At 62.8% G+C, this 23,358-nt stretch carries 26 protein-coding genes and 1 pseudogene; 17 read left to right on the forward strand and 10 right to left on the reverse strand.

What is annotated here, in order from left to right; translation table 11 throughout:
* Positions 1-13 precede the first annotated feature (13 nt).
* Positions 14-1,366: a D-serine ammonia-lyase gene (locus tag PVZ80_RS13040; protein WP_273864017.1), complete on the forward strand. Its 1,353-nt coding sequence runs from the start codon at positions 14-16 to the stop codon at positions 1,364-1,366.
* Between the two features lie 24 nt (positions 1,367-1,390).
* A complete protein-coding gene (gene dsdC, locus PVZ80_RS13045) occupies positions 1,391-2,338 on the forward strand; it encodes a DNA-binding transcriptional regulator DsdC (RefSeq protein ID WP_273864018.1) in 948 nt (315 codons plus the stop codon).
* 31 nt (positions 2,339-2,369) lie between these two features.
* On the opposite strand, the gene PVZ80_RS13050 is transcribed toward dsdC, so the two are convergent.
* The 4 genes from PVZ80_RS13050 to PVZ80_RS13065 form a co-directional block, all read right to left on the reverse strand.
* Entirely contained in the window at positions 2,370-2,564 is a 195-nt protein-coding gene (locus PVZ80_RS13050) for a DUF1289 domain-containing protein (protein ID WP_007924891.1), read from the reverse strand.
* A 41-nt stretch (positions 2,565-2,605) separates the two neighbouring features.
* On the reverse strand, positions 2,606-3,097 hold the full coding sequence (locus tag PVZ80_RS13055) for a copper chaperone PCu(A)C (protein WP_009048321.1): 492 nt from the start codon (positions 3,095-3,097) through the stop codon (positions 2,606-2,608).
* Positions 3,097-3,702 carry an SCO family protein gene (locus PVZ80_RS13060; RefSeq protein ID WP_009048320.1) on the reverse strand — a complete coding sequence of 202 codons (606 nt, stop codon included), beginning with the start codon at positions 3,700-3,702 and terminating at the stop codon, positions 3,097-3,099. Before PVZ80_RS13060 ends, PVZ80_RS13055 begins: the two co-directional genes overlap by 1 nt.
* 168 nt (positions 3,703-3,870) lie before the next feature.
* Positions 3,871-4,230 carry a hypothetical protein gene (locus tag PVZ80_RS13065; protein WP_009048319.1) on the reverse strand — a complete coding sequence of 120 codons (360 nt, stop codon included), beginning with the start codon at positions 4,228-4,230 and terminating at the stop codon, positions 3,871-3,873.
* A 180-nt stretch (positions 4,231-4,410) separates the two neighbouring features.
* Between PVZ80_RS13065 and PVZ80_RS13070 the strand changes: the two genes are divergently transcribed.
* The 4 genes and pseudogenes from PVZ80_RS13070 (at position 4,411) to PVZ80_RS33965 (ending at position 8,653) form a co-directional block, all read left to right on the forward strand.
* Positions 4,411-5,856, forward strand: coding sequence for a SulP family inorganic anion transporter (locus PVZ80_RS13070; protein WP_009048318.1), 1,446 nt, complete (start codon positions 4,411-4,413; stop codon positions 5,854-5,856).
* Between the two features lie 142 nt (positions 5,857-5,998).
* Positions 5,999-6,706: a DUF6602 domain-containing protein gene (locus PVZ80_RS13075; RefSeq protein ID WP_009048317.1), complete on the forward strand. Its 708-nt coding sequence runs from the start codon at positions 5,999-6,001 to the stop codon at positions 6,704-6,706.
* Between the two features lie 333 nt (positions 6,707-7,039).
* Positions 7,040-7,795: pseudogene (locus PVZ80_RS33960) on the forward strand (MCP four helix bundle domain-containing protein); the annotation flags it as partial.
* Positions 7,790-8,653, forward strand: a complete 864-nt coding sequence (locus PVZ80_RS33965) for a methyl-accepting chemotaxis protein (RefSeq protein ID WP_371356844.1) — start codon at positions 7,790-7,792, stop codon at positions 8,651-8,653. The pseudogene PVZ80_RS33960 and the gene PVZ80_RS33965, both read left to right, overlap by 6 nt.
* Before the next feature lie 37 nt (positions 8,654-8,690).
* Here the strand turns inward: PVZ80_RS33965 and PVZ80_RS13085 are convergent, their stop codons facing one another.
* Positions 8,691-10,025: an aminotransferase-like domain-containing protein gene (locus PVZ80_RS13085; protein WP_273864019.1), complete on the reverse strand. Its 1,335-nt coding sequence runs from the start codon at positions 10,023-10,025 to the stop codon at positions 8,691-8,693.
* A 127-nt stretch (positions 10,026-10,152) separates the two neighbouring features.
* Between PVZ80_RS13085 and PVZ80_RS13090 the strand changes: the two genes are divergently transcribed.
* Entirely contained in the window at positions 10,153-11,049 is an 897-nt protein-coding gene (locus PVZ80_RS13090; RefSeq protein WP_273864020.1) for a DMT family transporter, read from the forward strand.
* 425 nt (positions 11,050-11,474) lie between these two features.
* Here the strand turns inward: PVZ80_RS13090 and PVZ80_RS13095 are convergent, their stop codons facing one another.
* Entirely contained in the window at positions 11,475-11,804 is a 330-nt protein-coding gene (locus PVZ80_RS13095) for a hypothetical protein (RefSeq protein WP_009048313.1), read from the reverse strand.
* Between the two features lie 224 nt (positions 11,805-12,028).
* A complete protein-coding gene (locus PVZ80_RS13100; RefSeq protein ID WP_198918620.1) occupies positions 12,029-12,556 on the reverse strand; it encodes a DUF1993 domain-containing protein in 528 nt (175 codons plus the stop codon).
* A gap of 176 nt (positions 12,557-12,732) precedes the next feature.
* Between PVZ80_RS13100 and PVZ80_RS13105 the strand changes: the two genes are divergently transcribed.
* Complete coding sequence (locus PVZ80_RS13105; RefSeq protein WP_009048311.1) at positions 12,733-13,170, forward strand: hypothetical protein; 438 nt, start codon at positions 12,733-12,735, stop codon at positions 13,168-13,170.
* A gap of 45 nt (positions 13,171-13,215) precedes the next feature.
* Positions 13,216-13,710 carry a PaaI family thioesterase gene (locus PVZ80_RS13110; RefSeq protein WP_009048310.1) on the forward strand — a complete coding sequence of 165 codons (495 nt, stop codon included), beginning with the start codon at positions 13,216-13,218 and terminating at the stop codon, positions 13,708-13,710.
* A 6-nt stretch (positions 13,711-13,716) separates the two neighbouring features.
* On the opposite strand, the gene PVZ80_RS13115 is transcribed toward PVZ80_RS13110, so the two are convergent.
* Complete coding sequence (locus tag PVZ80_RS13115) at positions 13,717-14,940, reverse strand: MFS transporter (RefSeq protein WP_038631513.1); 1,224 nt, start codon at positions 14,938-14,940, stop codon at positions 13,717-13,719.
* A 261-nt stretch (positions 14,941-15,201) separates the two neighbouring features.
* On the opposite strand from PVZ80_RS13115, the gene PVZ80_RS13120 reads away from it, so the two are divergent.
* From PVZ80_RS13120 to PVZ80_RS13155, 8 genes are all read left to right on the forward strand, one after another.
* Entirely contained in the window at positions 15,202-16,521 is a 1,320-nt protein-coding gene (locus PVZ80_RS13120) for an S-type pyocin domain-containing protein (protein WP_273864021.1), read from the forward strand.
* 2 nt (positions 16,522-16,523) lie between these two features.
* On the forward strand, positions 16,524-16,781 hold the full coding sequence (locus PVZ80_RS13125) for a bacteriocin immunity protein (protein ID WP_028682225.1): 258 nt from the start codon (positions 16,524-16,526) through the stop codon (positions 16,779-16,781).
* 4 nt (positions 16,782-16,785) lie between these two features.
* Positions 16,786-17,046 (forward strand): bacteriocin immunity protein, encoded by a 261-nt coding sequence (locus PVZ80_RS13130; protein ID WP_016702866.1) that lies wholly within the window; start codon positions 16,786-16,788, stop codon positions 17,044-17,046.
* Complete coding sequence (locus PVZ80_RS13135; protein WP_016702867.1) at positions 17,043-17,300, forward strand: pyocin S6 family toxin immunity protein; 258 nt, start codon at positions 17,043-17,045, stop codon at positions 17,298-17,300. Before PVZ80_RS13130 ends, PVZ80_RS13135 begins: the two co-directional genes overlap by 4 nt.
* A 47-nt stretch (positions 17,301-17,347) precedes the next feature.
* Positions 17,348-17,686: a DUF6572 domain-containing protein gene (locus tag PVZ80_RS13140; RefSeq protein ID WP_016702868.1), complete on the forward strand. Its 339-nt coding sequence runs from the start codon at positions 17,348-17,350 to the stop codon at positions 17,684-17,686.
* Between the two features lie 91 nt (positions 17,687-17,777).
* Positions 17,778-18,038, forward strand: coding sequence for a bacteriocin immunity protein (locus PVZ80_RS13145; protein ID WP_028682227.1), 261 nt, complete (start codon positions 17,778-17,780; stop codon positions 18,036-18,038).
* A gap of 14 nt (positions 18,039-18,052) precedes the next feature.
* Entirely contained in the window at positions 18,053-18,328 is a 276-nt protein-coding gene (locus PVZ80_RS13150; protein ID WP_053268735.1) for a bacteriocin immunity protein, read from the forward strand.
* Between the two features lie 57 nt (positions 18,329-18,385).
* The gene (locus tag PVZ80_RS13155) at positions 18,386-19,057 is read left to right on the forward strand and encodes a hypothetical protein (protein WP_273864022.1); all 672 of its coding nucleotides are present in this window, start codon (positions 18,386-18,388) and stop codon (positions 19,055-19,057) included.
* 56 nt (positions 19,058-19,113) lie between these two features.
* Here the strand turns inward: PVZ80_RS13155 and PVZ80_RS13160 are convergent, their stop codons facing one another.
* Positions 19,114-22,203, reverse strand: a complete 3,090-nt coding sequence (locus PVZ80_RS13160) for an efflux RND transporter permease subunit (RefSeq protein ID WP_273864023.1) — start codon at positions 22,201-22,203, stop codon at positions 19,114-19,116.
* Positions 22,200-23,309, reverse strand: coding sequence for an efflux RND transporter periplasmic adaptor subunit (locus tag PVZ80_RS13165; RefSeq protein ID WP_273864033.1), 1,110 nt, complete (start codon positions 23,307-23,309; stop codon positions 22,200-22,202). Before PVZ80_RS13165 ends, PVZ80_RS13160 begins: the two co-directional genes overlap by 4 nt.
* Between the last annotated feature and the right edge of the window lie 49 nt (positions 23,310-23,358).

Consider the following 23,358-nt stretch of genomic DNA (forward strand, 5'->3'; position numbering starts at 1 on the left):
AGGAGTCATCCCCATGATCGCAGGCCAGCCACTCGCTACCTGGACCCGCCGCTACCCGCTGCTCGAAGAGCTGATGGCGTTGCGCGAAACCACCTGGTTCACCCCCACCCGCGCGCCCCTGGCCGATGGCCTGAGCGACCTGGCGCTGAGCACCGCCGACGTGGCCGATGCCAGCGAGCGCCTCGAGCGTTTCGCCGCGTATTTTCGCGTGGCCTTTCCCGAGACCCTGGCCAACAACGGCATTCTCGAATCGCCGATCCAGCCGCTGCCGGCCTTGCAGACGGTACTGGCTGCTCGTTACGGCCAAGCCCTGCCCGGCGCGCTGTGGATCAAGCAGGACAGCCACCTGCCGATCTCCGGGTCGATCAAGGCGCGCGGCGGTATCTATGAAGTACTCAAGCACGCCGAACACCTGGCCCTGGAGGCCGGCCTGCTGCGCCTGGACCAGGACTACAGCGTGCTCGACTCGCCCGAGGCCCGGGCGCTCTTCAGCCGCTACCGGATCGCCGTGGGTTCCACCGGCAACCTGGGCTTGTCCATCGGCCTGATGGGCGCCCGGCTGGGGTTCCAGGTCACGGTGCACATGTCCGCCGACGCCCGCCAATGGAAGAAGGACAAGCTGCGCGCCCACGGGGTGAATGTCATGGAGTACGAAAGCGACTACAGCATCGCCGTGGCCCAGGGGCGCCAGCAGGCCAGCGCCGATCCGGCCTGCCATTTCGTCGATGACGAGAACTCCACCGACCTGTTCCTCGGCTACGCCGTGGCCGCCGAGCGCCTGAGCCGGCAACTGCAACAGGCCGGGGTCCGGGTCGATGCCCAGCATCCGCTGTTCGTCTACCTGCCCTGCGGTGTCGGTGGTGGCCCTGGCGGCGTGGCGTTCGGCTTGAAGCTGGCGTTCGGCGACGCCGTTCACTGTATATTTGCCGAGCCCACCCATTCGCCGTGCATGCTGCTCGGGGTGCACACCGGGCTGCATGACGAGGTGTCGGTGCAGGACTTCGGCATCGACAACCTCACCGCCGCCGACGGCCTGGCCGTCGGCCGCGCCTCGGGGTTTGTCGGCCGCGCCATGCAGCGGCTGATCGAGGGTTACTACACGGTCAGCGACGACGAACTGCATGCCCTGGTCTGGCTGATGGCCAAGCACCAACAGCTGCACCTGGAGCCCTCGGCGGTGGCCGGTGTCCCGGGCATCGCCCGCGTGCAGGCGCAGCGCGAGCAGTACCTGCGGCGCAGCGGCATGAGCGCCGAGGCGTACACCCGGGCCACTCACCTGGTCTGGGCCACGGGCGGCAGCATGGTCCCGGACACCGAGATGCAGGCTTATCTGGCGCAAGGTGCCCGGGTGCTGCAAGGCTCATAACAGACCGACAGGAGAAGCGCCGGCTTGTACAACCTACCGCCCCGACTGGACGCCAAGCTCAACAGCAGCCAGTTCTCGAACCTGTTCACCTTCCAGGTCGCGGCCCGCCACCTGAGCTTCAGCAAGGCCGCCGATGAGTTGTGCCTGACCGCCAGCGCGGTCAGCCATCGCATCGCCCGGCTGGAGGCGGAGCTGTCGATCCAGCTGTTCCGCCGGCTGACCCGGCGGGTTGAACTGACCGAGGCTGGCGAGCGTATTTTTGCGATTCTCCAGCAGACCCTGGGCGACCTGTCCGAAGTCCTGGCCCAGCCGGTCGACGCCGACCTGGCCGGGCCGCTGACCCTCTACGCCCATCCGTCCATCGCCCATTCCTGGCTGGTGCCGCGCCTGGCCGAGTTCGGCCTGCGCTTTCCCGGGGTCCGGCTTGACCTGCGCGTAGGCAACGACCGCATCGACTTCCGCACCCGGCAGATCGACCTGGCGCTGTATTACGGCAATGGCGAGTTCCATGGGCTGGTGGCGCACAAGCTGATGCAGGAACGGGTCGCGCCGGTGTGCAGCCCGCAATACGCCGAACGCCATGGATTGACCGGGGCAGTCGAACAATTGCAGCAGTGCACCCTGCTGCATGATTCGCTGGCCTGGGACCACGCCACCTTCGACTCCGAATGGGCGCTGTGGATTCGCCAGCACGGCGGTGGTGTGTCCATGCCGAAACGCGGGGTAACCTTCGATCGCTCGGACCTGTGTGTCACCGCCGCCATCCACCATGCCGGCGTGGCGATCGGGCGCGAGCATCTGGTCAGCGAGGCCATCGGGCAAGGCCGGCTGGTGCTGCCGTTCACCGGGTTTACCCGCAGCGGCGAATACGACTACTACATCGTCCATCCGACCCTGGAGTCCCTGCCGCGACGGGGCTCGGCCTGTATCGCCTGGTTGCAGGAGTGTGCGGCGCAAACGCCGGGAATCTGAACGCCGGCACGCAATGGCCGGCTGGGGAAAATCAGCGGCTGGCACCGCCGCCTTTCTTGCGCAGCGCCTTCAAGCGCTGGCTCGCCCGCTGCACCGCCGCCATCTTTTCCGGGCGCTTCATGCGCTTCCATTGGCGGATGTCGTCCTTGCTGCGCCCGCAACTCAGGCACAGGTCGCCGCTCAACTGGCAAACGGCGATGCAGGGGTTGTCGATTTCCTTGGCCATGCTTCAGCCTGGCTGCCGGTCGTCGCAGGTGCCGCGAACCATCAATGCTGCATCTTGCTGTGGTCGGCCATGTTCAGCGCGCGGGCCTGGGCCTCGACCTTGATCGACTGTTTCTCGCCCTTGGCGTTTTCCACCACCAGGGTCAGCGGCACCTTGTCGCCTTCCTTCACCTGGGCCACCAGGTCGATCAGCATCACGTGATAACCATGGGGATCCAGGGCCACGGCCTTGCCGGCCGGCAAGGCGACGAAGTCCGCCGGGCGCATGCTCATCACATCGTTGTGCATGCTCGACTGGTGGATCTGCACGATCTTGGCCACCGGCGACTCGACGCTGAGCAGCTTGCTGTCGTCGCTGGCGGTCAGGGTCATGAAGGCCCCGGTCGCCTGCTGCCCGGCGACGGTGGCGCGTACCCAGGCGTCGTCGACCTGGGTCTGGGCCGCGGCCTGGCCAGCCAGGCCCAGCAGGGACAGGCCGATCAGCATGCGCTTGGCGCGTTGGGCGATAGCGGTTTTATTCAGGGCCGGGTACATCAGCAGACCTCCATGACGGTCAGTAGATCTTCCGCGCACTCTTGCGCGGTAAGCGATTGGGACAAGCCAAGGCGCAACGTGCCCCGGGAGTCGTAGACAAAACTGGTGGCGGTGTGGGACAGGGTGTAGGTCGAACCGCTGGGGATCTTCTCGTAGAACACGTCGAATTCCTTGGCCGTGGCCGCGGTCTGCTCCAGCGTGCCGTACAGAGCGACGAACGACGGGTCGAAGGCCTTGACGTAGGCGTCGAGGACTTCCGGGGTATCCCGCTCGGGGTCCAGGGTGATGAAGATCACCTGCAGGCGGTCGCCGTCGCGGCCCATCAGTTTCTTGGCCTGGGCCGCGCGCGCCAGCGTCGTGGGGCAGATGGCCGGGCACTGGGTGAAACCGAAGAACACCATCGGCATCAGGCCGCTATAGCTTGAGAGCGTCCTGACGTTGCCCTCGGTGTCCTTGAGCTTGAAGGTACGGCCCATGATCTTGTCGCTCAGATCCTTGCCATATTTGTACGACAGCTGGCCCCGGGTATCGCAGCCGGCCAACATACCGAGGCCGAGCAGCCCCATACCTGCAATCACCTCGCGGCGACTCAACAAAACACTCATTCGTTACCGCCCTTTGAGGAGCCGAAAATCCAGACGACCCGCCGGGCGGCTCATCCGTAAAAGCCACGCATGGTAGCAAAACGCGACGCCCCGCTTCCTGCCAAATGGATGACAGGTTGTGTGCGACCATGGTCGGGTGCGGCGTTTAGCCGCGCTTTCCAGCGGCTCTCAGCCGAGCCGTGCCAGGCGCTTTTGCCAGTTGCCGCCGTTGATGCGCTGGCATTGTTCTTCGCTGTCGTACCGCACGTGGGCCGCCAGCGCCTGCAACTCCAGGCCGGCGTCATGCAGGGCCATGGCTGTCAGTTCGAGCATGCGTTCGCCCTGCCCGCAGGCCAGGGCCCGGGTCTTGCTGGCCTGGGTGTCGAAGACCCAGACCACCCTCAGGCTGGCGGGAAACGCCGCGTGATCGGCCACATGGGTCAGCCAGGAAAACCCGGCGATTTCCGCCTTGGCGGTTTCGCAGGCGTCGGTGAGGCTGGCGACCAGGCGGCGTTCGAGACGCGCCTGCTCGCGTTTGCTTGATGGCATGGAGGCTCCTTGGCGGCCCGGCATCGATCGCCGGGGCTGTGCGGCTGCGCAGTCTTGCCGCCAGCGCCCGGCAATACAAGCCCCGGGTGGCCGGCGCAGCGGTTATTCCGTAACATTCGCCGCCTTTCGACATTCCCTCGCAACCCCGGCCGCTCTCCTGGCCGCCCTCTCAGGTAAACCATGAAACCCGCTCGCCTTCGCGCCGACGTCCTGGCCGGACTCACCACCTCTTTCGCGCTGGTGCCCGAGTGCATCGCCTTCGCCCTGGTCGCCCACCTCAATCCGCTGATGGGCCTGTATGGCGCCTTTATCATCTGCACCCTGACCGCGCTGTTCGGCGGCCGCCCAGGGATGATTTCCGGCGCCGCCGGGTCGATGGCGGTGGTGATCGTCGCGCTGGTGGTGCAACACGGCGTGCAGTACCTGCTGGCCACGGTGCTGCTGGGCGGCCTGGTCATGATCGCCTTCGGCCTGCTGCGCCTGGGCAAGCTGGTGCGGATCGTGCCGTATCCGGTGATGCTCGGCTTCGTCAACGGCCTGGCGATCATCATCGCCCTGGCCCAGCTGGAACACTTCAAGGCCGACGAGCGCTGGCTCAGCGGTACGCCCCTGTGGCTGATGCTCGGGCTGGTGGCGCTGACCATGGCGATCGTCCACTGGCTGCCGCGCCTGAGCCGCGCGGTGCCGCCGGCGCTGGTGGCGATCCTCGGGGTCGGCCTGCTGGTCTACCTGCTGGGCCTGCCGACCCGCACCCTGGGCGACATGGCCCATATCGCCGGCGGCCTGCCGCGCCTGGCGTTGCCGGATATCCAGTGGAACCTGGAGACCTTGGGCATCATTGCCCCCTACGCCTTCCTGATGGCCATGGTCGGCCTGCTGGAAACCCTGCTGACCCTCAATCTCACCGACGAAATCACCGAGAGCCGCAGCTTCCCGGACCGCGAATGCGTGGCCCTGGGCGCGGCCAACATCGCCTCCGGCCTGTTCGGCGGCATGGGCGGTTGCGCGATGATCGGCCAGACCGTGATCAACCTCAGCTCCGGCGGCCGTGGCCGGCTGTCCGGGGTGGTCGCCGGGACGATGATCCTGCTGTTCGTGCTGTTCCTCTCGCCCTTGATCGAGCGCATTCCGCTGGCGGCGCTGGTCGGGGTGATGTTCGTGGTGGCCCAGCAGACCTTCGCCTGGGGCTCGCTGCGGGTGCTGCACAAAGTGCCGCTGAACGACATGCTGGTGATAGTTGCGGTGACCATCATCACCGTGTTCACCGACCTCGCCATCGCGGTGCTGTGCGGCATCGTCATCGCCGCCCTCAACTTCGCCTGGCAGCACTCGCGCGAGCTCTACGCCGACAGCCACGAGGAAGCCGACGGCAGCAAGCTGTACCGGGTCCACGGCACCCTGTTCTTCGCCTCGACCACCTCCTTTCTCAGCCACTTCGACCCGGCGGGCGACCCGGCCCAGGCGACCCTCGACTGCCGCCACCTGAGCTTCGTCGACTACTCGGCCATCGCCGCCCTGAAAACCCTGCGCGAACGCTACGGCAAGGCCGGCAAGCACCTGCGGGTGACGCACCTGTCCGAGCGCTGCAAGCAGTTGCTCAAACGCGCGGGCATCCAGCACGGCTGAAATCGGGCCTACGGAGCCGCCTGCAGGGGCCTTGCGGCGCTCCACAAACGCCTTTACACCCCCGCCCCGTTTCCTTACTGTCGGGCAGCCTCGGCCTCAAGCGGGGCTGTTTGCCCCATACATTGCATAGACGGAGTGAGTCATGTCAGGGAAAGACCTGTTGCTCAACAGCATCGAGACACTGAAAGAAAACTTGATGCTTGGGCACAAGCAATCGCAAAAGTACCCTTCGACAGTCATCGGCAACGAAAGGGAACTCATCATCGAAAGCCTGCTGGCTCGGGTTCTGCCGCACAACATCCGCTATGGCTCCGGCGTCATCATGGACGGCTACGGAAAAACCACGGGCCAGATCGATATCGTCCTCGAGTGCGAGCAAAGCTTCAGCCTGCCCATCACCTCCGGCAAGCAACGGCTGTACTTTGCCGATACCGTGGCGGCCGCCATCGAAGTGAAGTCCGACCTGCGGAAGCAGAAGGTCGAGGCATTCGCACAAAGCCATGCGGTCCAACAGCTACAACGGAAAAAGTCGAAAGAGAAGTTCATTTTCAGAAATGAATACCTGGTCCCGTCCTACATCATTGCTTTCAAAGGACCGGACAAAGACACCATTGCCAAGTGGCTGTTTGAAGAATGCAGAGAGAAAAATCAGCATTACCCCACAGGAATCCTCTGCCTGGAACCCGCTTACTTTTTCAGCTTTGAACCCTCTGGAAACTTCGAGGCATCCGGGGACAGCGCGGTTTTCGCGTTTCTGTGCAGCCTCTCCAATTGGCTTTCCTTCAACAGAGACAGCCGCTTCGACATCAAGAGCTACGTCTCGCTCCTGGATGAAGCCGAGGACGACTGACGACAGCCGACGGCCCCCGCAAATACCTGAAAAACAGAAGGCGAGCCGCAGCTCGCCTTTTTTCATCGGCCGAGCACGGGGGGCTCCGGTCAAAACAGCGACATCATTGTGATATCATCGCCACCTTTCCGGCCAGGGCCCGTGCAACCCCGTCCATACCGGAAGCCCCCATAAAGAAGGCGCCACGATGCGCCTCCCGCCTGCCTTGCCTGCAAGAACCGACGACGCCCCGGAGCCTTTCCGAGCGCGCGCCGCTTTGCTGCGAACCTGCCGGATGCCGCGCAGGTTGTGCCTTTTGCCGCCACAAGGAACACAGTCATGCTTTTACGATCGATGAACATTTCCCGCCGTGCAGGCCTCAGTTTTGCCCTGATCGCGCTGCTGGCGGTTGCGCTCGGAACCTTCTCCCTGCTGGAAATGCGCCGCATGAACGAGCAGTCGCTCGAGGTCGACAGGAACTGGCTGCCCTCGATCGTCGCAGCCAACGCCATGGCCCTGACCAGCACCCAGATCCGTACCCTGACCCTGCGCCAGCTGGTGGTACGCGACAGAAGCGACGTCGAGGCCCTGCTGGACCGGATCAATCAGCTCGAGGAGCAGTTGTCGGCCCAGCAGCTGGTCTACGAAAAACTCAGTATCGCCCCCGAGGAAAAGGCCGCGTACGCGCGCTACCTGGGCGTCAAGGCGCTGTACCTCAAGGACCAGCAGCGCGTCCTCGACCTGGCGCGCCAGGGCCGCAAGGACGAAGCGATCGCGATCGTCGACGGCGGCCCTTTCCTGGCCAATGCCGACGCCATGCTCAAGGAATTGCTGACCGTGGTCGAGGTGAATACCCACGGCGGTGAAGCGGCGGCCGCGCGCAGCAACGAGGTGTTCCACAGCGCCGTCGGCCTGGTGCTGGCGATCCTGGCCATCGTGCTGGTGCTGACTGTCGGCCTGGCCATCGTACTGACCCGCAGCATCGTGCGGCCGCTGGGCCAGGCCGTGGAAGTCGCCGAGACCATCGCCAGCGGCGACCTGTGCCATGCCATCAGCGTGACCGGCAACGACGAGCCGGCGCGCCTGCTGCACGCCCTGCAACGCATGCAGAACAGCCTGCGCGGCACCCTGCAGAAGATCGCCGATTCCTCCAGCCAGCTGGCTTCGGCCGCCGAGGAGCTGCATGCGGTGACCGAAGACTCCAGCAAGACCCTGCACCAGCAGAGCAACGAACTGGAACAGGCCGCCACCGCGGTCAACGAGATGACCGCGGCCGTGGAAGAAGTGGCGCGCAACGCCGTCAGCACCTCCGAGGCGTCCCGGGAAACCGACGCCACCGCCCACCACGGTCGGCAGCAGGTGCAGCACACCGTCGACTCCATCGGCGACCTGGCCGACGAGGTGACCCGCACCTGCGAGCAGGTCGAACACCTGGCGGTGGATGTGCGCAATATCGGCCAGGTCCTGGAGGTGATCCGCTCGATCGCCGAGCAGACCAACCTGCTGGCCCTCAACGCGGCCATCGAGGCGGCCCGGGCCGGCGATGCCGGACGCGGTTTCGCCGTGGTCGCCGACGAGGTGCGGGCCCTGGCCCATCGCACCCAGCAGTCGACCCAGGAAATCGAAAGCATGATCAACACCATCGAAGAAGGCACCGAAGGTGCGGTGAGCGCCATGCGCCACAGCAACGAACGCGCCCACCTGACCCTGGAAGCCGCCCGCGCCTCGGGCCTGGCCCTGGACCAGATCACCCAGGCCATCACCTCGATCAACGAACGCAACCTGGTGATCGCCAGCGCCAGCGAAGAGCAGGCCCAGGTCGCCCGCGAGGTCGACCGCAACCTGGTGAACATCCGCGACCTGGCGACCCAGACCTCGGCCGGGGCCAACCAGAGCAACGCCGCCAGCCAGGACCTGTCACGCCTGGCGGTGGAACTCAACGGCCTGGTGACTCAGTTCAAGGTCTGACGGCCGCAGGCTCCCGCGCCTTGCCGCGCGGGAGCCTTCAATAGGCGTATTGGCCAATCACCTGCCGCACCCTTTCCAATGCCACCCGCAACTGATCCAGCTCGACCGAGCCCAGGGCCAGGCGGATGGCGTGGGGCACCGGCGCGGCGCTGACAAAAGGCTCGGCGGTGGACACCGAGACGTTTTCCCGCAGCAAGGCCATCGCCACCTGATCGGCGCGCACTTCCTCGGGCAGCGGCAACCAGAGGAAATAGGACGCCGGATGTCCGATGTACGCCAGGCCGGCCAGCACCTCCCTGGCCAGGGCCTGGCGGGCGGTCGCGTCCTGGCGTTTCTCGGCTTCCAGGCGCTGCACCGTGCCGTCGTCGATCCAGTTGCAGACCAGCGCCGTCATCACCCCGGGAGTGTTCCAGGTAGTCGCGCGGATCACCCGCTCGATCAGCGGCACCCAGACCGGCGGCGCGACCACAAAACCGACCCGCAGCCCGGTGGCGACATTCTTGGAAAACCCCGACACATACACCGTCAGTTCCGGCGCCAGGGCCGCCAGGGGCGCGGGCGGATCCTCGGCGAGGAAGGCATAGGCGGCGTCCTCGATAATCAGCAACCGGTGCTGCCGGGCGATCCGCACCAAGCGCTCGCGCCACGCCAGGTCCAGCACCCAACCCATGGGGTTGTGCAGGGTCGGCATGGCATACACCGCCCGCACCCGCCGGCTGCGGCACAACCGCTCGAAAGCCTGCAGGTCGGGGCCGTGCTCGGTCAGGGCAATCGACACCAGTTCCACGCCGTGAGCGTCGGCCACCACCTTGAACCCCGGGTAGGTCAAGGCATCGGTGGCCACCACATCGCCGGGCTTGAGCAGCGCCATCACCGTGGTCGCCAGGCCGTGCTGGGCGCCGCTGACGATCGACATCCGGTCCGCTTCCACCTGCAACCCGCGACACGCCAGATGCCGGGCCACGGTGGCCCGCTCGTGGCTGCGGCCACTGTGGGGCTGGTAGCGCAGCAGCGCCTCCAGGTCACCGGCAGCCGCCAACTGGCGCAGGCCACCGCGCAGCACTTCGGCCTGCCCGGGCAACGCCGGATAGTTGAAATTGAGATCCAGGGTGCCCGCCGCGGTCGCCTGCTGGTCGACGCCCTGCCCCGGCGGCAACGCGGTCTCGCGGACAAAAGTGCCGCGCCCGGTTTCGCCACTGATCAGGCCCATGGCCTCCAGCTCGGCATACACCCGTGAGGCGGTCACCAGGGCCAGCCCTTCCCTGGCGGCCAGTTCGCGGTGGGTCGGCAGGCGGGTGCCCGGCGGCAATGCACCGCCACGAATATCGGCGGCAAAACCATCGACCAGTTGTTTGTAGCGGGCACGGGCCATAGGGCAATGTATCCATGACAATATTTTGATTGTATTGCTTGGCACTCCTAGGATGGGGCCTGAACAGCCCAGGCGCAATCTCGCCCTGAAGCGCGGCGCCTACCCTTGAACAGAGCTGAGCCCCTGAATGGAACGGACATCGCCCCTGCCACACCCCAGCACACAAAAAGCCGCGAGCGGCTGGCTCAACGGCTTTATCGGCGTGCTGATTTTCAGCGGCTCGCTGCCGGCCACCCGGGTGGCCGTGCTGGAGTTCGACCCGCTGTTCCTGACCGTGGCTCGCGCCAGCATCGCCGGCGTCCTGGCCTTGTGCCTGTTGCTGCTGTTCAAGGAACAACGCCCGAGCAGAAACCAGCTGTGGCCCCTGGCAATAGTCGCCCTCGGCGTGGTGCTGGGCTTTCCGCTGCTGACCGCGCTGGCCTTGCAGTACGTGACCTCGGCCCACTCCATCGTCTTCCTCGGCCTGCTGCCCCTGGCCACCGCGGTGTTCGGCGTGCTGCGCGGCGGCGAGCGGCCGCGGCCGGTGTTCTGGCTGTTCTCGGGGCTGGGCAGCCTGCTGGTGGTGGGGTTTGCCCTGTCCCAGGGGCTGAGCGCCGCGCCGGCCGGAGACATCCTCATGCTGCTGGCGATTCTGGTCTGCGGCCTGGGTTACGCGGAAGGCGCCAAGCTCTCCCGCACCCTGGGCGGCTGGCAGGTGATCTCCTGGGCTTTGGTGCTGGCGCTGCCGGTGATGGCGGTGCTGACGCTGTTGCGTGCCCCATCTTCGTTTAGCGGCATCACCCTGCCCGCCTGGATGAGCCTGGCGTACGTCGCGCTGTTCAGCATGCTGATCGGCTTTGTCTTCTGGTACCGCGGGCTGGCCCAGGGAGGGATCGCCGCCGTCGGCCAGTTGCAATTGCTGCAACCGTTCTTTGGCCTGGCCCTGGCCGCCACCCTGCTGCATGAACAGGTCAGCCTGGGCATGCTGGGAGTGACCGTGGCAGTGATTTTGTGTGTGGCCGGGGCGAGGAAGTTTTCGAAATAGCGGTTCGGCCCGCCTCGGCGAGACTGGGCTGGCCTGAGGTGTCCCCTCAGACCGGAGAGATGGTCGCCAGCAGACCAATCGCGATGGTCAGCGCCAAGAATCCAAACAAGAAAATCGCCATCTTCGCCATAAAGGCCTCCTGAACAATAGGTTTTCGCCAATGCGAAAAGCAGAACGCCGCCTCAGGCTCCAGCCGGCAGGCCGGTGCGCCTGAGGGGTGCGTTATTGTCAGGCCAGATCTGATCCCGATACAGATGCAGGTGACGAAGAAAAATACGGATCAGATGGCGACGGGTTCTGTCGGCCCATGGGCCAAAGCTCCGGGGGCATGAGACAAGGCCGACGTGCCTCGCCCCAGGATCGCCGGCGCCCGTACCAGCATGGCAGCCCGGGCAACCGGCCACCCCGCACGCCTTCCCCTCGGGTTATTTGCGCGCCAGCTTGTAGCGCACGCAGTCGTCGTAAAAGCTCTGCCGCACCGTCGCCGGCTTGGCCCGCGAGGGGCTGTCGTAGGTCTGTTCGGTAATGCCCAGGGCCAGCATGCGCATCCAGCCCTTGCTGAACTTGTAGGTCTGCAGCTTCTGCCGCGCGGCATACAGCGAAACCCCCGACAGTTTCAGCTCCTGCGCCCGCGCCGCCGTCCCCGCGCCCCAACTGCACACATACCGGTCATTGGCCGGCAACTCCTTGCCCTCGGCCGCGACAGCCATGCTGACCAAGGCGAACGAGGTCAGCGTCATCCACACATTGCGCATTTTTCGATCTACCTAACCACCTGAAATTAAAGTGATTTTGGCGGTGATTCGGCGCTTGCGGGGCCAGCACGACGCCGTGTCGGAGAAGGCAATGTGCCGCTCTTTTAATGGCCACTTGTTCACGGCTCACGCCGCGGCCGGCCTCGGGCAGCAACCACTGGCGCAGCGCCGCGATATTCGGTCGACAGTTTTCTCGGCAGGGATATCTAGGCCGATAGCCGACGCTAGCCCTGCGGCTGGCGCAGATAGGCAAACATATGCTGCGCATACTCGGCCTTGCCCAGCGGCACACCGTTATGCCGCAGGATGTCGTAGGCCGTGACCAGGTGGAAATAGAACTGCGGCGTCGCCCAGTTGCGGGCGTATTCTTCGCCGGTCATGTCGAAGGCGATGGCGTTGGGCAGCTCGATGGCCACGGCGCGCTGGCCGCTGCTCTCGATCAGTGCTCGATCCGCCTCGGCGAGGAACGCCAGGGTCTGCTCGATCAGTGCCTTGGCCTCGGCCATGCTGGCCGGCGCCGGCAACCCGGTCACCGGCAGGCCGCTGAGACGCTGGACCGCTTCCCGGGCCTGGGTGCAGGTAAAGCGTACCTGCGCCGCCAGGTCATACATGTCCGGCGCCAGGCGCGCCTGCAGCAGGACCTGCGGGTCGAAGCACCGTTCGCGAGCATGTTCCTCGCCCTTGTTCAAGAAGCTGTTCAACGCCCGCAGCATCTGGGCGAAACAGGGGACGGTCATGGCATAGATCGACATACTTTCTCCTCGCAGGAATCAGCGGTGGACAAGGTGCAGGCAGCGCGCCCGGGGCAGCGCGCTGAGAATCCTAGCAGATGGCAATCCGGCCCCGATGGCGGCAGAAAAGTACCCGTCCGCCGATCTGGCTGTTAAGGTGCGCCCCTGACGTAATACACCGCCTGAACATGAGGAAAATGACCTTGAGCAGTGAAGCAAAAATGACCGGGGATCTGTTCGAAGTCGACAAGCGCCTGGGGCTCAAGCCCGTGGTGGACTTCAACACCTATCTGCGCACAGCCTTCGGCGACGGCGCATGCACCTGCGGTCGTTGTGTCGCCAGCGCGGGTGACGAGAGCGGTTATGCCTACCAGCACAGCTTCGACTTCGACGGCCGGGTGACCCACCGCCGCTTCGCCACCACCGCCGGCAGCGACGTGCTGCTGGTGCTGAAGAAGGCCTGGCTGTCCTACACCAAAGCCGAGCTGGAAGCCAGCGGCAACCTGGCGCTGGACACCGTCAAGGAGTTCGTCGAGCCGCAACTGCACAAGCGCCTGCTGCCGCTGCTGCTGGCCAGCGGGCTGGTCAAGGAGGTCGACGGCGACCTGCAGATACAGGCACAAGCGGCGGCCTGAGAGCTTCGCCAGGGCCCTCTCCAACAATAAAAAAGGTAAAGACACATGCACCCACTCTCCCTGCAAGACAGCACCGCGCCGGACGGCGTTTGTTTTGGTTGCGGCAGCAGCAACCCCCATGGCCTGCACATCAAGAGCCACTGGCATGAGGATGGGGTGCATGTGATGGCCGAGCACCTGCCGGACAGCCAATACTGCGGCTGGCCCGAGCTGGTGTACGGCGGCCTGATCGCCATGCTGGTGGACTGCCACTCGAACTGGACCGCCATGGCCTACCACTACCGCGCCGAAAAACGCGCCCTGGACAGCCTGCCGCGGATCAACTGCGTGACCGGCAACCTCGGCATCAAATTCATCAAGCCGACGCCGATGGGTGTACCCCTGACCTTGCGCGCCAAGGTCGAAGGCGAACTCGGCCGCAAGAGCCGGGTGATCTGCGAGGTCTACGCTGGCGATGTGCTGACGGCGGTTGGCGACTCGATCTTTGTGCGGGTCGATACCGAGCAACTGGCCGCAACAGCCCACGGACGCGAAGCCTGAGCCGGCTCAGGCCAGCCGGGCATCCGCGTCCAGGCCGCGCTGCACGAACCAGGACAGCGGCAACGTCAGCAGCAAGGTAGCCGCCAGCACCATCACCGCGACGGGGACGCCAGTGACGTCCCCCAGGCTTCCGAACAGCACCGGCGCCAGCGCCCCGCCGCCGATGGTGCCGGTATAGAAGACCGCGAACGCCTGCTCGCGCTTGCCCGCCCCCGCCAGGTCCGGCACCGCGCCATAGAGCACCGACGAGGTGCCGTTCAACGCCAGCCCCAGCAGCGGCAAGACCACCATCAGGCCCAGATAGGGCAAGTACACCGCCAGCACGATCAACAGCGCCGTGGTGAACTCCGTGAGCCACACGGTTTTCATCATGCCGATGCGCGCGCCCAGGTAACCGCACAGCAACTTGCCGAAGGCCCCGCCGACAAACAGCATCGTCAACGCCAGGCCGATACCCGCCGTGCCGGCGCCCTTGGCTTTCAGCAGAAACGGCAGGAAGGTCAGGAAACCCATGCGCACCGCGCTGTCCAGCGTGCCGGTGACAATCAGTGCCCGCAGCCCGCTGGCCGAGCCTTTTCCGCTGACTACCTTGGCGCTCTTCTCAGGCTTGGACGACTCCGCCGCCTGCGCCGGAATCAACCACCACAGCAACCCGGCGGCCGCCAGCCCGAGCAGCCCCATCAGGGTCACACTGGCGCGCCAACTGAGCACCGTCAGCAACAGGCCCACCAGCCCCGGAATCAGGGTCTTGCCGATATCGCCGGAAAAGTTGTACTGCGCCAACGCCTGCTTGACGCCACCGCCGGCCTCATGGGTATCGGTGATCATCGACGACGCCAGCGGATGCTGGGTACTCGCCCCCAGCCCACCCAACAACAGGGCCAACAGCAATACCGTCAGGCCCCCGGCCTGCCCCGCCAGCAGATAGGCCACCCCCGCCAGCGCCGTGCCGCCCACCAGCAGACGCTCGCGCCCCCAGCGCCTGGCCGCGCGGCTGGCCAGCAACTGAAAGCCGGCCATCATCCCCGAATAGGCCCCACGCAACAGCCCGACCTGGGCAAAGCTCAGGCCGAACTGGCTTTGCCAGATGGGCAGCAAGACATAGATCAGGTCGGTCAGGCCATCATGGATGGCATGGGCCCCACAGCCGGCAAACAACGACCGACGACGGATCGAGGCCGCTTCGGCTGGCGGCTCGGTGAGAGCAAGTTCGTCCTTGAAGGTATTCATGGTGTCAGGCGCGCTGAGTGGATAGGCGCTGGCATTTAAGCAGGAACCCGGTGCGGCAGCATAGATGGGCTGGAGCGGCACCCACCGCCCGGGCATTCACTGGCTGGCCAGAATCGCCTGACCACCAGCCCGCAAGAATAAAGACTCGCCCTTCAAACCTTTCAGATTCCTCCCACAGTAATGCCCCGTCCGACTCAATAGGGTTGATGCCATCCCGCCTCCGGCTGGAAAACCGCACTGGATGGACAGGCAGAACGCTCGATGGCCCGCAACAGACTCCCCCCGATCAAGAGTCCCCCTTCCGGCGACGGGCACCACGTCACCTACCGAGACATGACCCCCGGCGAACTGGCGGAACAAGACGCCAGGCAACACGCCTATGAGCGGATGCTGGCCCGCCAACAAGCCTATGCCGACAGCCTCGCCTGCCCACCCCGCAAGCAACAGGCGATGGCCGGCTGCACCTTTACCAAATCCTGCAAGCTGCCCGACGGGGTCATGGACTACCTCAGCCCATCCGGGGCGATCCCCACCGACGCCATCAAGGACTATGGCGAGCTTGTCTTGCTGGGTGGTCGTCGGGCGGACGCTGCGGGGAATATCCCGCTCAAGAAAATCAGCGGTGGCACCCTTCCCGCCGCGCTGGGCAGCCTGGCGCTGGGTGGCGAGGCCATGGCGTCTGCCGGGGCTGGCGTGGCAACCAACGGAGTTGTCGCGGGTGCCCTGGCTGGCGTGGTGGCCATGCTCTGGCCGTCGAGCCTGGGCGATAGCGCCTTGTACACCCCCGAGCAACTCGACGCCCTGAAAGAAGGTCGCACCCGCGTGCGCCTGCATATCGAACAACGGCCCGACGGCACGCTGAAGGGCTACGGCTACAACACGCAAAAGCAGCGTGGCTGGGAAATGGTCCCGGTGGTGCGCTTCGTTACCAAAGGCCAGCAACAGGTGGCCGACTTCGGCGACGGCGTCACCCTGATCTGGACCCCAGCAGTCAACCCGTCCAGCACATCCGGCATCCCCCCACTGGAGGCCGCGCCCCAGGCGCCGCACATCTGGATCTTTCCGCCCACCGAACAGGCGGACACCATCATCGTCGACCCGATCTACCCGCCGGAATACAAGGACTTCATCCTGGTGTTCCCGCCGGGGTCAGGGGTTCTGCCGCTCTATATCGTACTGAGCGTGCGCAAGACGCCCGGTACGGTTACGGGTCAGGGGCAGGATATAGGTGGAACCTGGCTTGCTGGAGCGGGCTCAGGGTTGGGCTCTCCGATACCCACGAAGATTGCTGATCAGTTGCGCGGGAAGGAGTTCAGAAGCTTTGATGCTTTTCGGGAGGCGTTTTGGAAAGCTGTAGGTAATGATTCAGACTTAAGAAGTCAGTTCAGAACAGTCAACCAAAAGCTGCTAGATAAAGGGTTTTCCCCATACACACCAGAAAGTGGTCGAGTGGGATCGCGAGAAAAATACGAGCTACACCATCATGTCGGAATTGCCCAAGGGGGCGCTATTTACGATGTTGACAACCTGAGCGTAGCGACACCTAGAAGGCACATTGATATTCATAGAGGAACAAATTAAGCATGCTAAAAAACAGCATTTCTGATTACACAGAACAAGAGTTCCTTCAACTTTTGACAGATATCTGTGAGGTCAACTGCCAGAACGAGGAAGATCATTCCGTTTTAGTTCGGCATTTTCGGAAAATTTCAGAGCATCCCAAAGGCTCAGATCTGATTTTTTATCCTGCTGACGATGCTGATGACTCACCAGAGGGAATCTTGAAAACAGTCAAAGAGTGGCGTAGAGCAAACGGCCTGCCAGGGTTCAAGGCCCCATAAAGCGATGACCACTAGGAAATCAATTGCCGATTACACCGAGACCGAATTCGGTAGCTTCATCCATAAAATACTTGCCATCAACGAAGCAGGTTCCGACAAAGACCTTGGCGAACTGCTAATGCAATTCAGACAGCTTAGCGAGCACCCAGACGGTACTGACCTTATCTTCTATCCAGAAGATGGGGCCGATGACTCCCCCGAAGGCATAACCAAGACCGTTAAAGAGTGGCGCAAGGCAAATGGGCTACCAGGATTCAAGTCGTGACGGTATTTCGCGCTGGGAAAGCCCCACTGAAATTCGAGATACACGGCGCACCTACAAACAGTGACGACGCTGTATTCGAGACAAAACTACCGACTCTCACTACAGAAATACTGATGCCGATCATGGGTTGGCAGAGCGAAGCAGACGCCGTACATAGCTACCTCCTCACCCAAGAGCAAGCCAGCGCCATAGAACGACTTACAGCCACCCCACTCCCCAAAGATCTGGAGCTGTACATCAGCTGCCACTGCTGACCAACGCTATATGACCGGCCTGACACACCCTCCATGAAGGAAAAACCATGTCCATCCTGGATACCCGAGTCGTCGATATTTGTGCCGTACCCGATTGGGAGCCCGACAAGGTAGTGCTGGTCATTACCGATCACCTGGAGTGGGGCAACAAGGCCGAACAAGGTGAGCACCTGCTGTTGCTTCAAGAAAAAATCAACACCTATATCGCCTTTATCGAAAGCGGTGAAATCCTGGAGAGCTACCCGGCAGCTAAAGGCAAATCCCCCATCATCCGCATTACCGGCCTGTATGAGTTGCCTGAGCAAGGCGAGCACTTTGTAGACCGCGCCGCGCAGGTATTAAGAGAGGTGGGTATCAGCCTTGAGTTTGTACTCAAGGAAGCGTGACCACTCAGGGCCAGTAAAGCGGCACGGCTCATGAAATAGATGACTTACAAATCCCTCAAAAAAACCACATAGCCAAACACCGGTAACCATCATGGAGAAAAGCATTCCCGACTACACAGAAGCCGAGTTCATTCGCTTCATGCAGGAAGTATTCACCGCAAATGGAAACGGTACTCCCGATGAAGTGCTGGATGATCTTCTGGACGAGTTCAGACGGCTTACCGAGCATCCAGACGGCTCCGACCTGATCTACTGGCCGGAGGATGAAGCGCAATGCACCCCAGAAGGTATAACCAACACCGTTAAAGAGTGGCGCAAGGCTAATGGCTTGCCAGGATTCAAAGCACGGTGATGAGTAGGCCAACCATGACAAACACGCTGATGAGAAATAACCTCTCGGACTACACCGAAGCCGAGTTCGTCGAATTGTTAGAGGAGCTTCGCAAGGAAGATATGGAAGCCGAAACAGACGTTCGCGCTGACGCACTTCTATTGCACTTCAAAAAAATCAGCCAGCACCCAGCAGGCTCCGACTTGATTTACTACCCCGAAAACGGTTCGAGTGGGTCCCCTGAAGACGTTACCCGAATCGTCAAAGAGTGGCGCATGGCCAACGGTTTTCCAGGTTTCAAGGAAACCTAAATCAATGGCCTTGAAGAGCCATTTCAATAAACCCACCAAAGCTGAATCAAGGACGATATGAGTTTTTTCAGCCGTATTGCAGGTCTTTTTGACCGAGCCCCCAAGGAGCAAATTGCGGGCTATTCCCTGTCAGAACTCCAAGCGGTTTTCACCGTCCCTCTGCAACACACTACTCCTGCCCTGCCCCTTCCACTGCGCGCAGTTTCTTTGGAAGACACAGGCGTACCGGCTTACTACTGGACCTTACTGATCGATGGAAGCGATAGGGATTCTTTCCAAGCCCTTATCGAATCCAGCTTCACCCTGGTCCACGAGCGAAGCTTCAACGAGCTTCCCGTCAGGCAGTATGAAAACGCCCAGAACAACCAGCGCCTGATTTGCTTTATATCCAGCCGGGAATTCAACGCCGTCACGGTGCGCCTGGTAACCAACAGCACTGACTTCCTCGAGGCCATTCAGCACCAGCGTTTCGCCGTTCCGCCGCCCTGGATAGCCTTCGAGGGCTACAACCCGGCATGGTGGGGAACGCAGTTGCAAGGTGCCCAGGGCTACTACAACGACCAGTACTTCCTGCCGTTTTTTACCGGCTTGAGCGAGGCAGAGAAGCGGGCTTATTACGCCCGCTACACTGCCACGCAAGAGTGGGCTGCCAGCCTGGCGTTAATAGGCGATGAGTGGGAGAAGCTTGCAGACCGGGTATTGAGAACGCGTGAATTACCAGCTTTGTAGTCGGGTGAACGACGAGAGGACGGGGTGGCGTCCTCTCTTTTGGTAAGTTCGCGTGCTTACGCCAGTTCTGCTGTTTCAGTTTGCCTTTGGCTGACATGACTGATCTTGAACCAGATGGAGTACATCGCCGGCAGGAACACCAGCGTCATGATGGTTCCGACGAACGTGCCTCCGATCAAGGTGTAAGCCAGGGTCCCCCAGAAGACGGAGTGTGTCAGGGGGATGAACGCCAGGATGGCCGCCAGCGCTGTCAGCAGCACCGGGCGAGCACGCTGTACTGTGGCTTCGATCACTGCGTGGAACGGATCCAGTCCTTCTCGTGCGTTGTGATGGATTTGCCCAATAAGAATCAGCGTATTACGCATCAGGATGCCCGAAAGTGCGATCAGGCCGACCAGGGCGTTGATACCAAACGGTTGCTGGAAGATGAGCAATGTCGGGACCACGCCAATCAATCCCAGCGGCGCGGTGAGAAACACCATGATCATCGCCGAGGTCGAGCGTACCTGCAGGATGATGATCAGCAGCGTGATGGCAATCATGATCGGGAGCAGCGGCAATATCGCCTGGCCGGCCTTGCCCGACTCCTCAATGGCCCCCGACTGCTCGATACGATACCCATCAGGCAGCTTGTCGATGACCGGCTGCAGCGCCTTCATGATCACGCTCGAGACGTCCGGTGGCTGCAAGCCTTCGGCAATGTCGCCGCGCACGGTAATGGTCGGGGTGCGGTCACGACGCCGAAGGATCGGATCCTCCATACGCACGCCGACTTCCCCTACCTGGGACAACGGAATCCGCTGGCCCGCCGTGCCCACGAGCGTAAAGCCTTCTATTTTTGCAGGGTCGAGCCGGATATCACCCGCAGCACGCCCGATCACCTGCACCGAACGAATGTCCTCACGAACTGCGGTGATCGGTACTCCCGCGATCAGGAACTGCAGCTGCTGCGCGACAGCGCTGGACGTCAGCCCCACCGCCTGCAAGCGGTCCTGATCCAGGGTGAAATGCAGCGTCGGCGTTAGCGGGCCCCAGTCAGTGTTGACGGTTCTCATCAGGGGACTCGCCTGCATCACGTTCTGTACCTGGTCGGCGATCTCGCGCAATGTTGATGGGTCAGGCCCCATCACCCGATAGGCGACAGGAAAGGGTGAATACGGACCAAACACCAGTTGCGTAACCCTGACACGCGCTTCTGGTGCAAGCCCTTGAGCAATGGCCTCACGCATACGGAACTTGAGGGCCTCACGTGCCTCCTGACTATCCGTCAGCACCACAACCTTGGCGAATGATGGATCCGGGAGCTCCGGCGCCATCGCCAGGTAGAAGCGCGGCGCGCCTTGCCCGATATAGGCCGTGACGATTTTGGCTTCAGCCTGCTTTTGCAGCCAGGCCTCGATCTTGGCGGTGGTGGCGCTGGTCTGCTCGATGGAGGTTCCATAGGGCATTTGCACTTCGACCAACACTTCTGGACGGTCCGAGGTGGGGAAGAACTGCTTCTTGACCAGGCTCATGCCGAGAATCGCCACGACAAACGTAGCGATAACGGTACCGGCCACCAGCCATTTACGGGCGATGACGCGCGTCAAGATCCGGCGGAAGCGGTTGTAGCCAGGGGTGTTGTAGATGGCCGCGTGCCCCCCTTCGACCGTCTTGATCTTCGGCAACAGCTTCACACCCAGATAGGGGGTGAAGGCCACCGCCACTACCCATGATGCAATCAGGGCAATGCCCACGATCCAGAACATGTTGCTGGTGTACTCGCCGGCTGTCGACTGGGCGAAGCCATTGGGCAAAAAGCCGATAGCGGTCACCAGCGTACCGGAAAGCATCGGTGCGGCCGTATGACTCCAGGCATAGGCGGAAGCCTTGATGCGGTCGTAGCCCTCCTCCATTTTCACCACCATCATCTCGATAGCAATGATGGCGTCGTCCACCAGCAGTCCGAGCGCCAGAATCAGCGACCCGAGGGTAATGCGGTCAAAGTTCTTTCCAGTGGCCGCCATCACCACAAACACCACGGCCAGCGTCAGCGGCACAGCCGCCGCCACCACAATACCTACATGCCAGCCCATGCTGAGAAAGCAGACAAGCATGACCACCAGCAGGGCGACGAAGAACTTGACCATGAACTCGTCGACGGCCGAACTGATATTCACAGACTGATCGGTGACCTTGGTGAGCGTCATGCCCAGCGGCATGCCGTCATTGATCTTCGTCGTCTCCGCGTCCAATGCCTTGCCCAGGTCCAGACCGTTCCAGCCCTCACGCATCACCACGCCCAGTAACAGGGCCTCCTCACCGTTGTTACGCACGAGGAAGGTTGCCGGATCTTCATAACCCCGCTCGACCGTCGCCACGTCCGAGAGCTTCAGTGTTCGACCTTGGACCGCAAGAGGTGTGTCACGAATTTTCTGCACCTTATCGAAGGCACCGTCGAGACGGAGGAAGACTTGCGGCCCATCGGTTTCAATTGAGCCGGCAGGCGTGAGCACGTTCTGATTGTTCAGCGCGGCAAAAATATCCTGGGGGGATACGCCCAGCGTGGCCAACCGATCATGGGAGAAGGAAACAAAGATGCGTTCGGCCTGCTCACCAATGATGTTGACCTTCTTCACGCCCGGCACGTGCAACAGGCGCTGGCGCAACGATTCCGCATCACGCACCAACAGTCGCTGCGGCTCGCCTTTGGCTTTCAAGGCGAACAGCGCAAATGTCACATCTGCAAACTCGTCGTTGACCATCGGGCCAATCACCCCCGCCGGTAGCTTGATGGCCTCATCGTCGAGTTTTTTACGCGCCTGATAGAACTCCTCCTGCACCTGGGAAGGCGGTGTGCGATCGAGCAGTGTCACCAAGGTGAAGGCGAGACCCGGACGGGTGTAGGTTTCCGTGCGGTCGTACCATTTCAGTTCTTGCAGGCGTTTTTCAAGTGGCTCTGCAACCTGGTCCTGCATCTCCTGCGCCGTGGCGCCCGGCCACGCGGTAATGACCGTCAGTTGCTTGACCGTAAATGGCGGGTCTTCCGCACGCCCCAGCTGGAAAAACGACAGGATCCCTGCCACAGCGATCAGGAAGATCAGGAATACCGTGATCGAGCGCTCGCGAACAGCGATCGCCGAAAGATTGAAGCGCCCCTGGCTCATGGATGGCTCCCGGCAACCTTGACGTCACCCTGTTGAGCCAGTCTCACCTCCTCACCATCGCGCAGCAGATGTGCACCTAAGGCGACAATCTGCTCGCCGACCTTGAGATCGCCTGCAACTCGCGCTGCGTCGTCGCTCAAGCCCAGGACTCGGACAGGTCGCCAGGTCACCTTCGCTGGTTCGCCAGCAATGACCCACACGCCAGTGCCTTTGCCCGGGTCATAAACAGCAGCGATCGGCACTTGCAGCACCTGTCCATTGGCGGCGTCTTCGGCGATCCGAAGCGTGACGGTCGAACCTAACGGCGCATTGGCCAACGCGCCCTCAAGCACATACCGCGCCTCAAAGGTGCGCGTCATACGGTCGGCCGAGTCAGACAGCAGCCTCAGCCTCGCTGTAACAACACCCGCGGTGTTGCCGTAAAGCGTCGCCTGCGCAGTGGATCCTGCTGCCGGGCGTAGCGTCTCGGGCAGGTGCACGATGGCTTCGCGCTGCCCGGCCCGCGCCAGTCGAACCACTGGCTGCCCGGGGCTGACGACTTGCCCGGGCTCGGCGAGCGTCTCCACCACAACGCCGTCGGAATCGGCAAACAGCACCGCATAACCGGAAGCATTGCGAGCCACGTCAGCCTGCGCTTGAGCAGCGCTGAGCTGCGCCTTTGCGCTATCAGCCGCGGCTTTGACCTGATCGTAGGCCGATGCAGAAATAGCACCTGCGCCGACCAGGTCGCGATATCGGGCCTCATCATCAGCTGTCTGCCTGGCGCGGGCCCGAGCGGCCATGACCGACTCTTGCTGTGCTCGCGCCTGCAACCCCAGGTCGATGGGGTCGAGACGCATGAGCGGCTGACCTCGCTTGACGGTCTGACCCGTATCAACCAAGCGCTCAAGTATCTTGCCTGATACCCGAAAGCCCAGGTCGCCCTGGACGCGGGCAGCCACGACGCCAGTGAAGGAGCGTGAAACGTCGGACGCCCCCTGAACCGCAGAAGCCCTCACCAGAGGGGCATGGGTGCGTGGATCTTCAACGGTGGATGAGTCGCCACACGCCGCCAGGACTAGAGGCAACAAGCAAGCGGCAATGGGGACAGGTCGAGGCCGGCGCATAGGTTCCCTTACTGAACAATAGGACATGGCCCACATTCTCAGTACAGTG

This window comes from Pseudomonas sp. B3G-3 (assembly GCF_028640915.1).
GTDB classification, from domain to species: domain Bacteria; phylum Pseudomonadota; class Gammaproteobacteria; order Pseudomonadales; family Pseudomonadaceae; genus Aquipseudomonas; species Aquipseudomonas chlororaphis_I.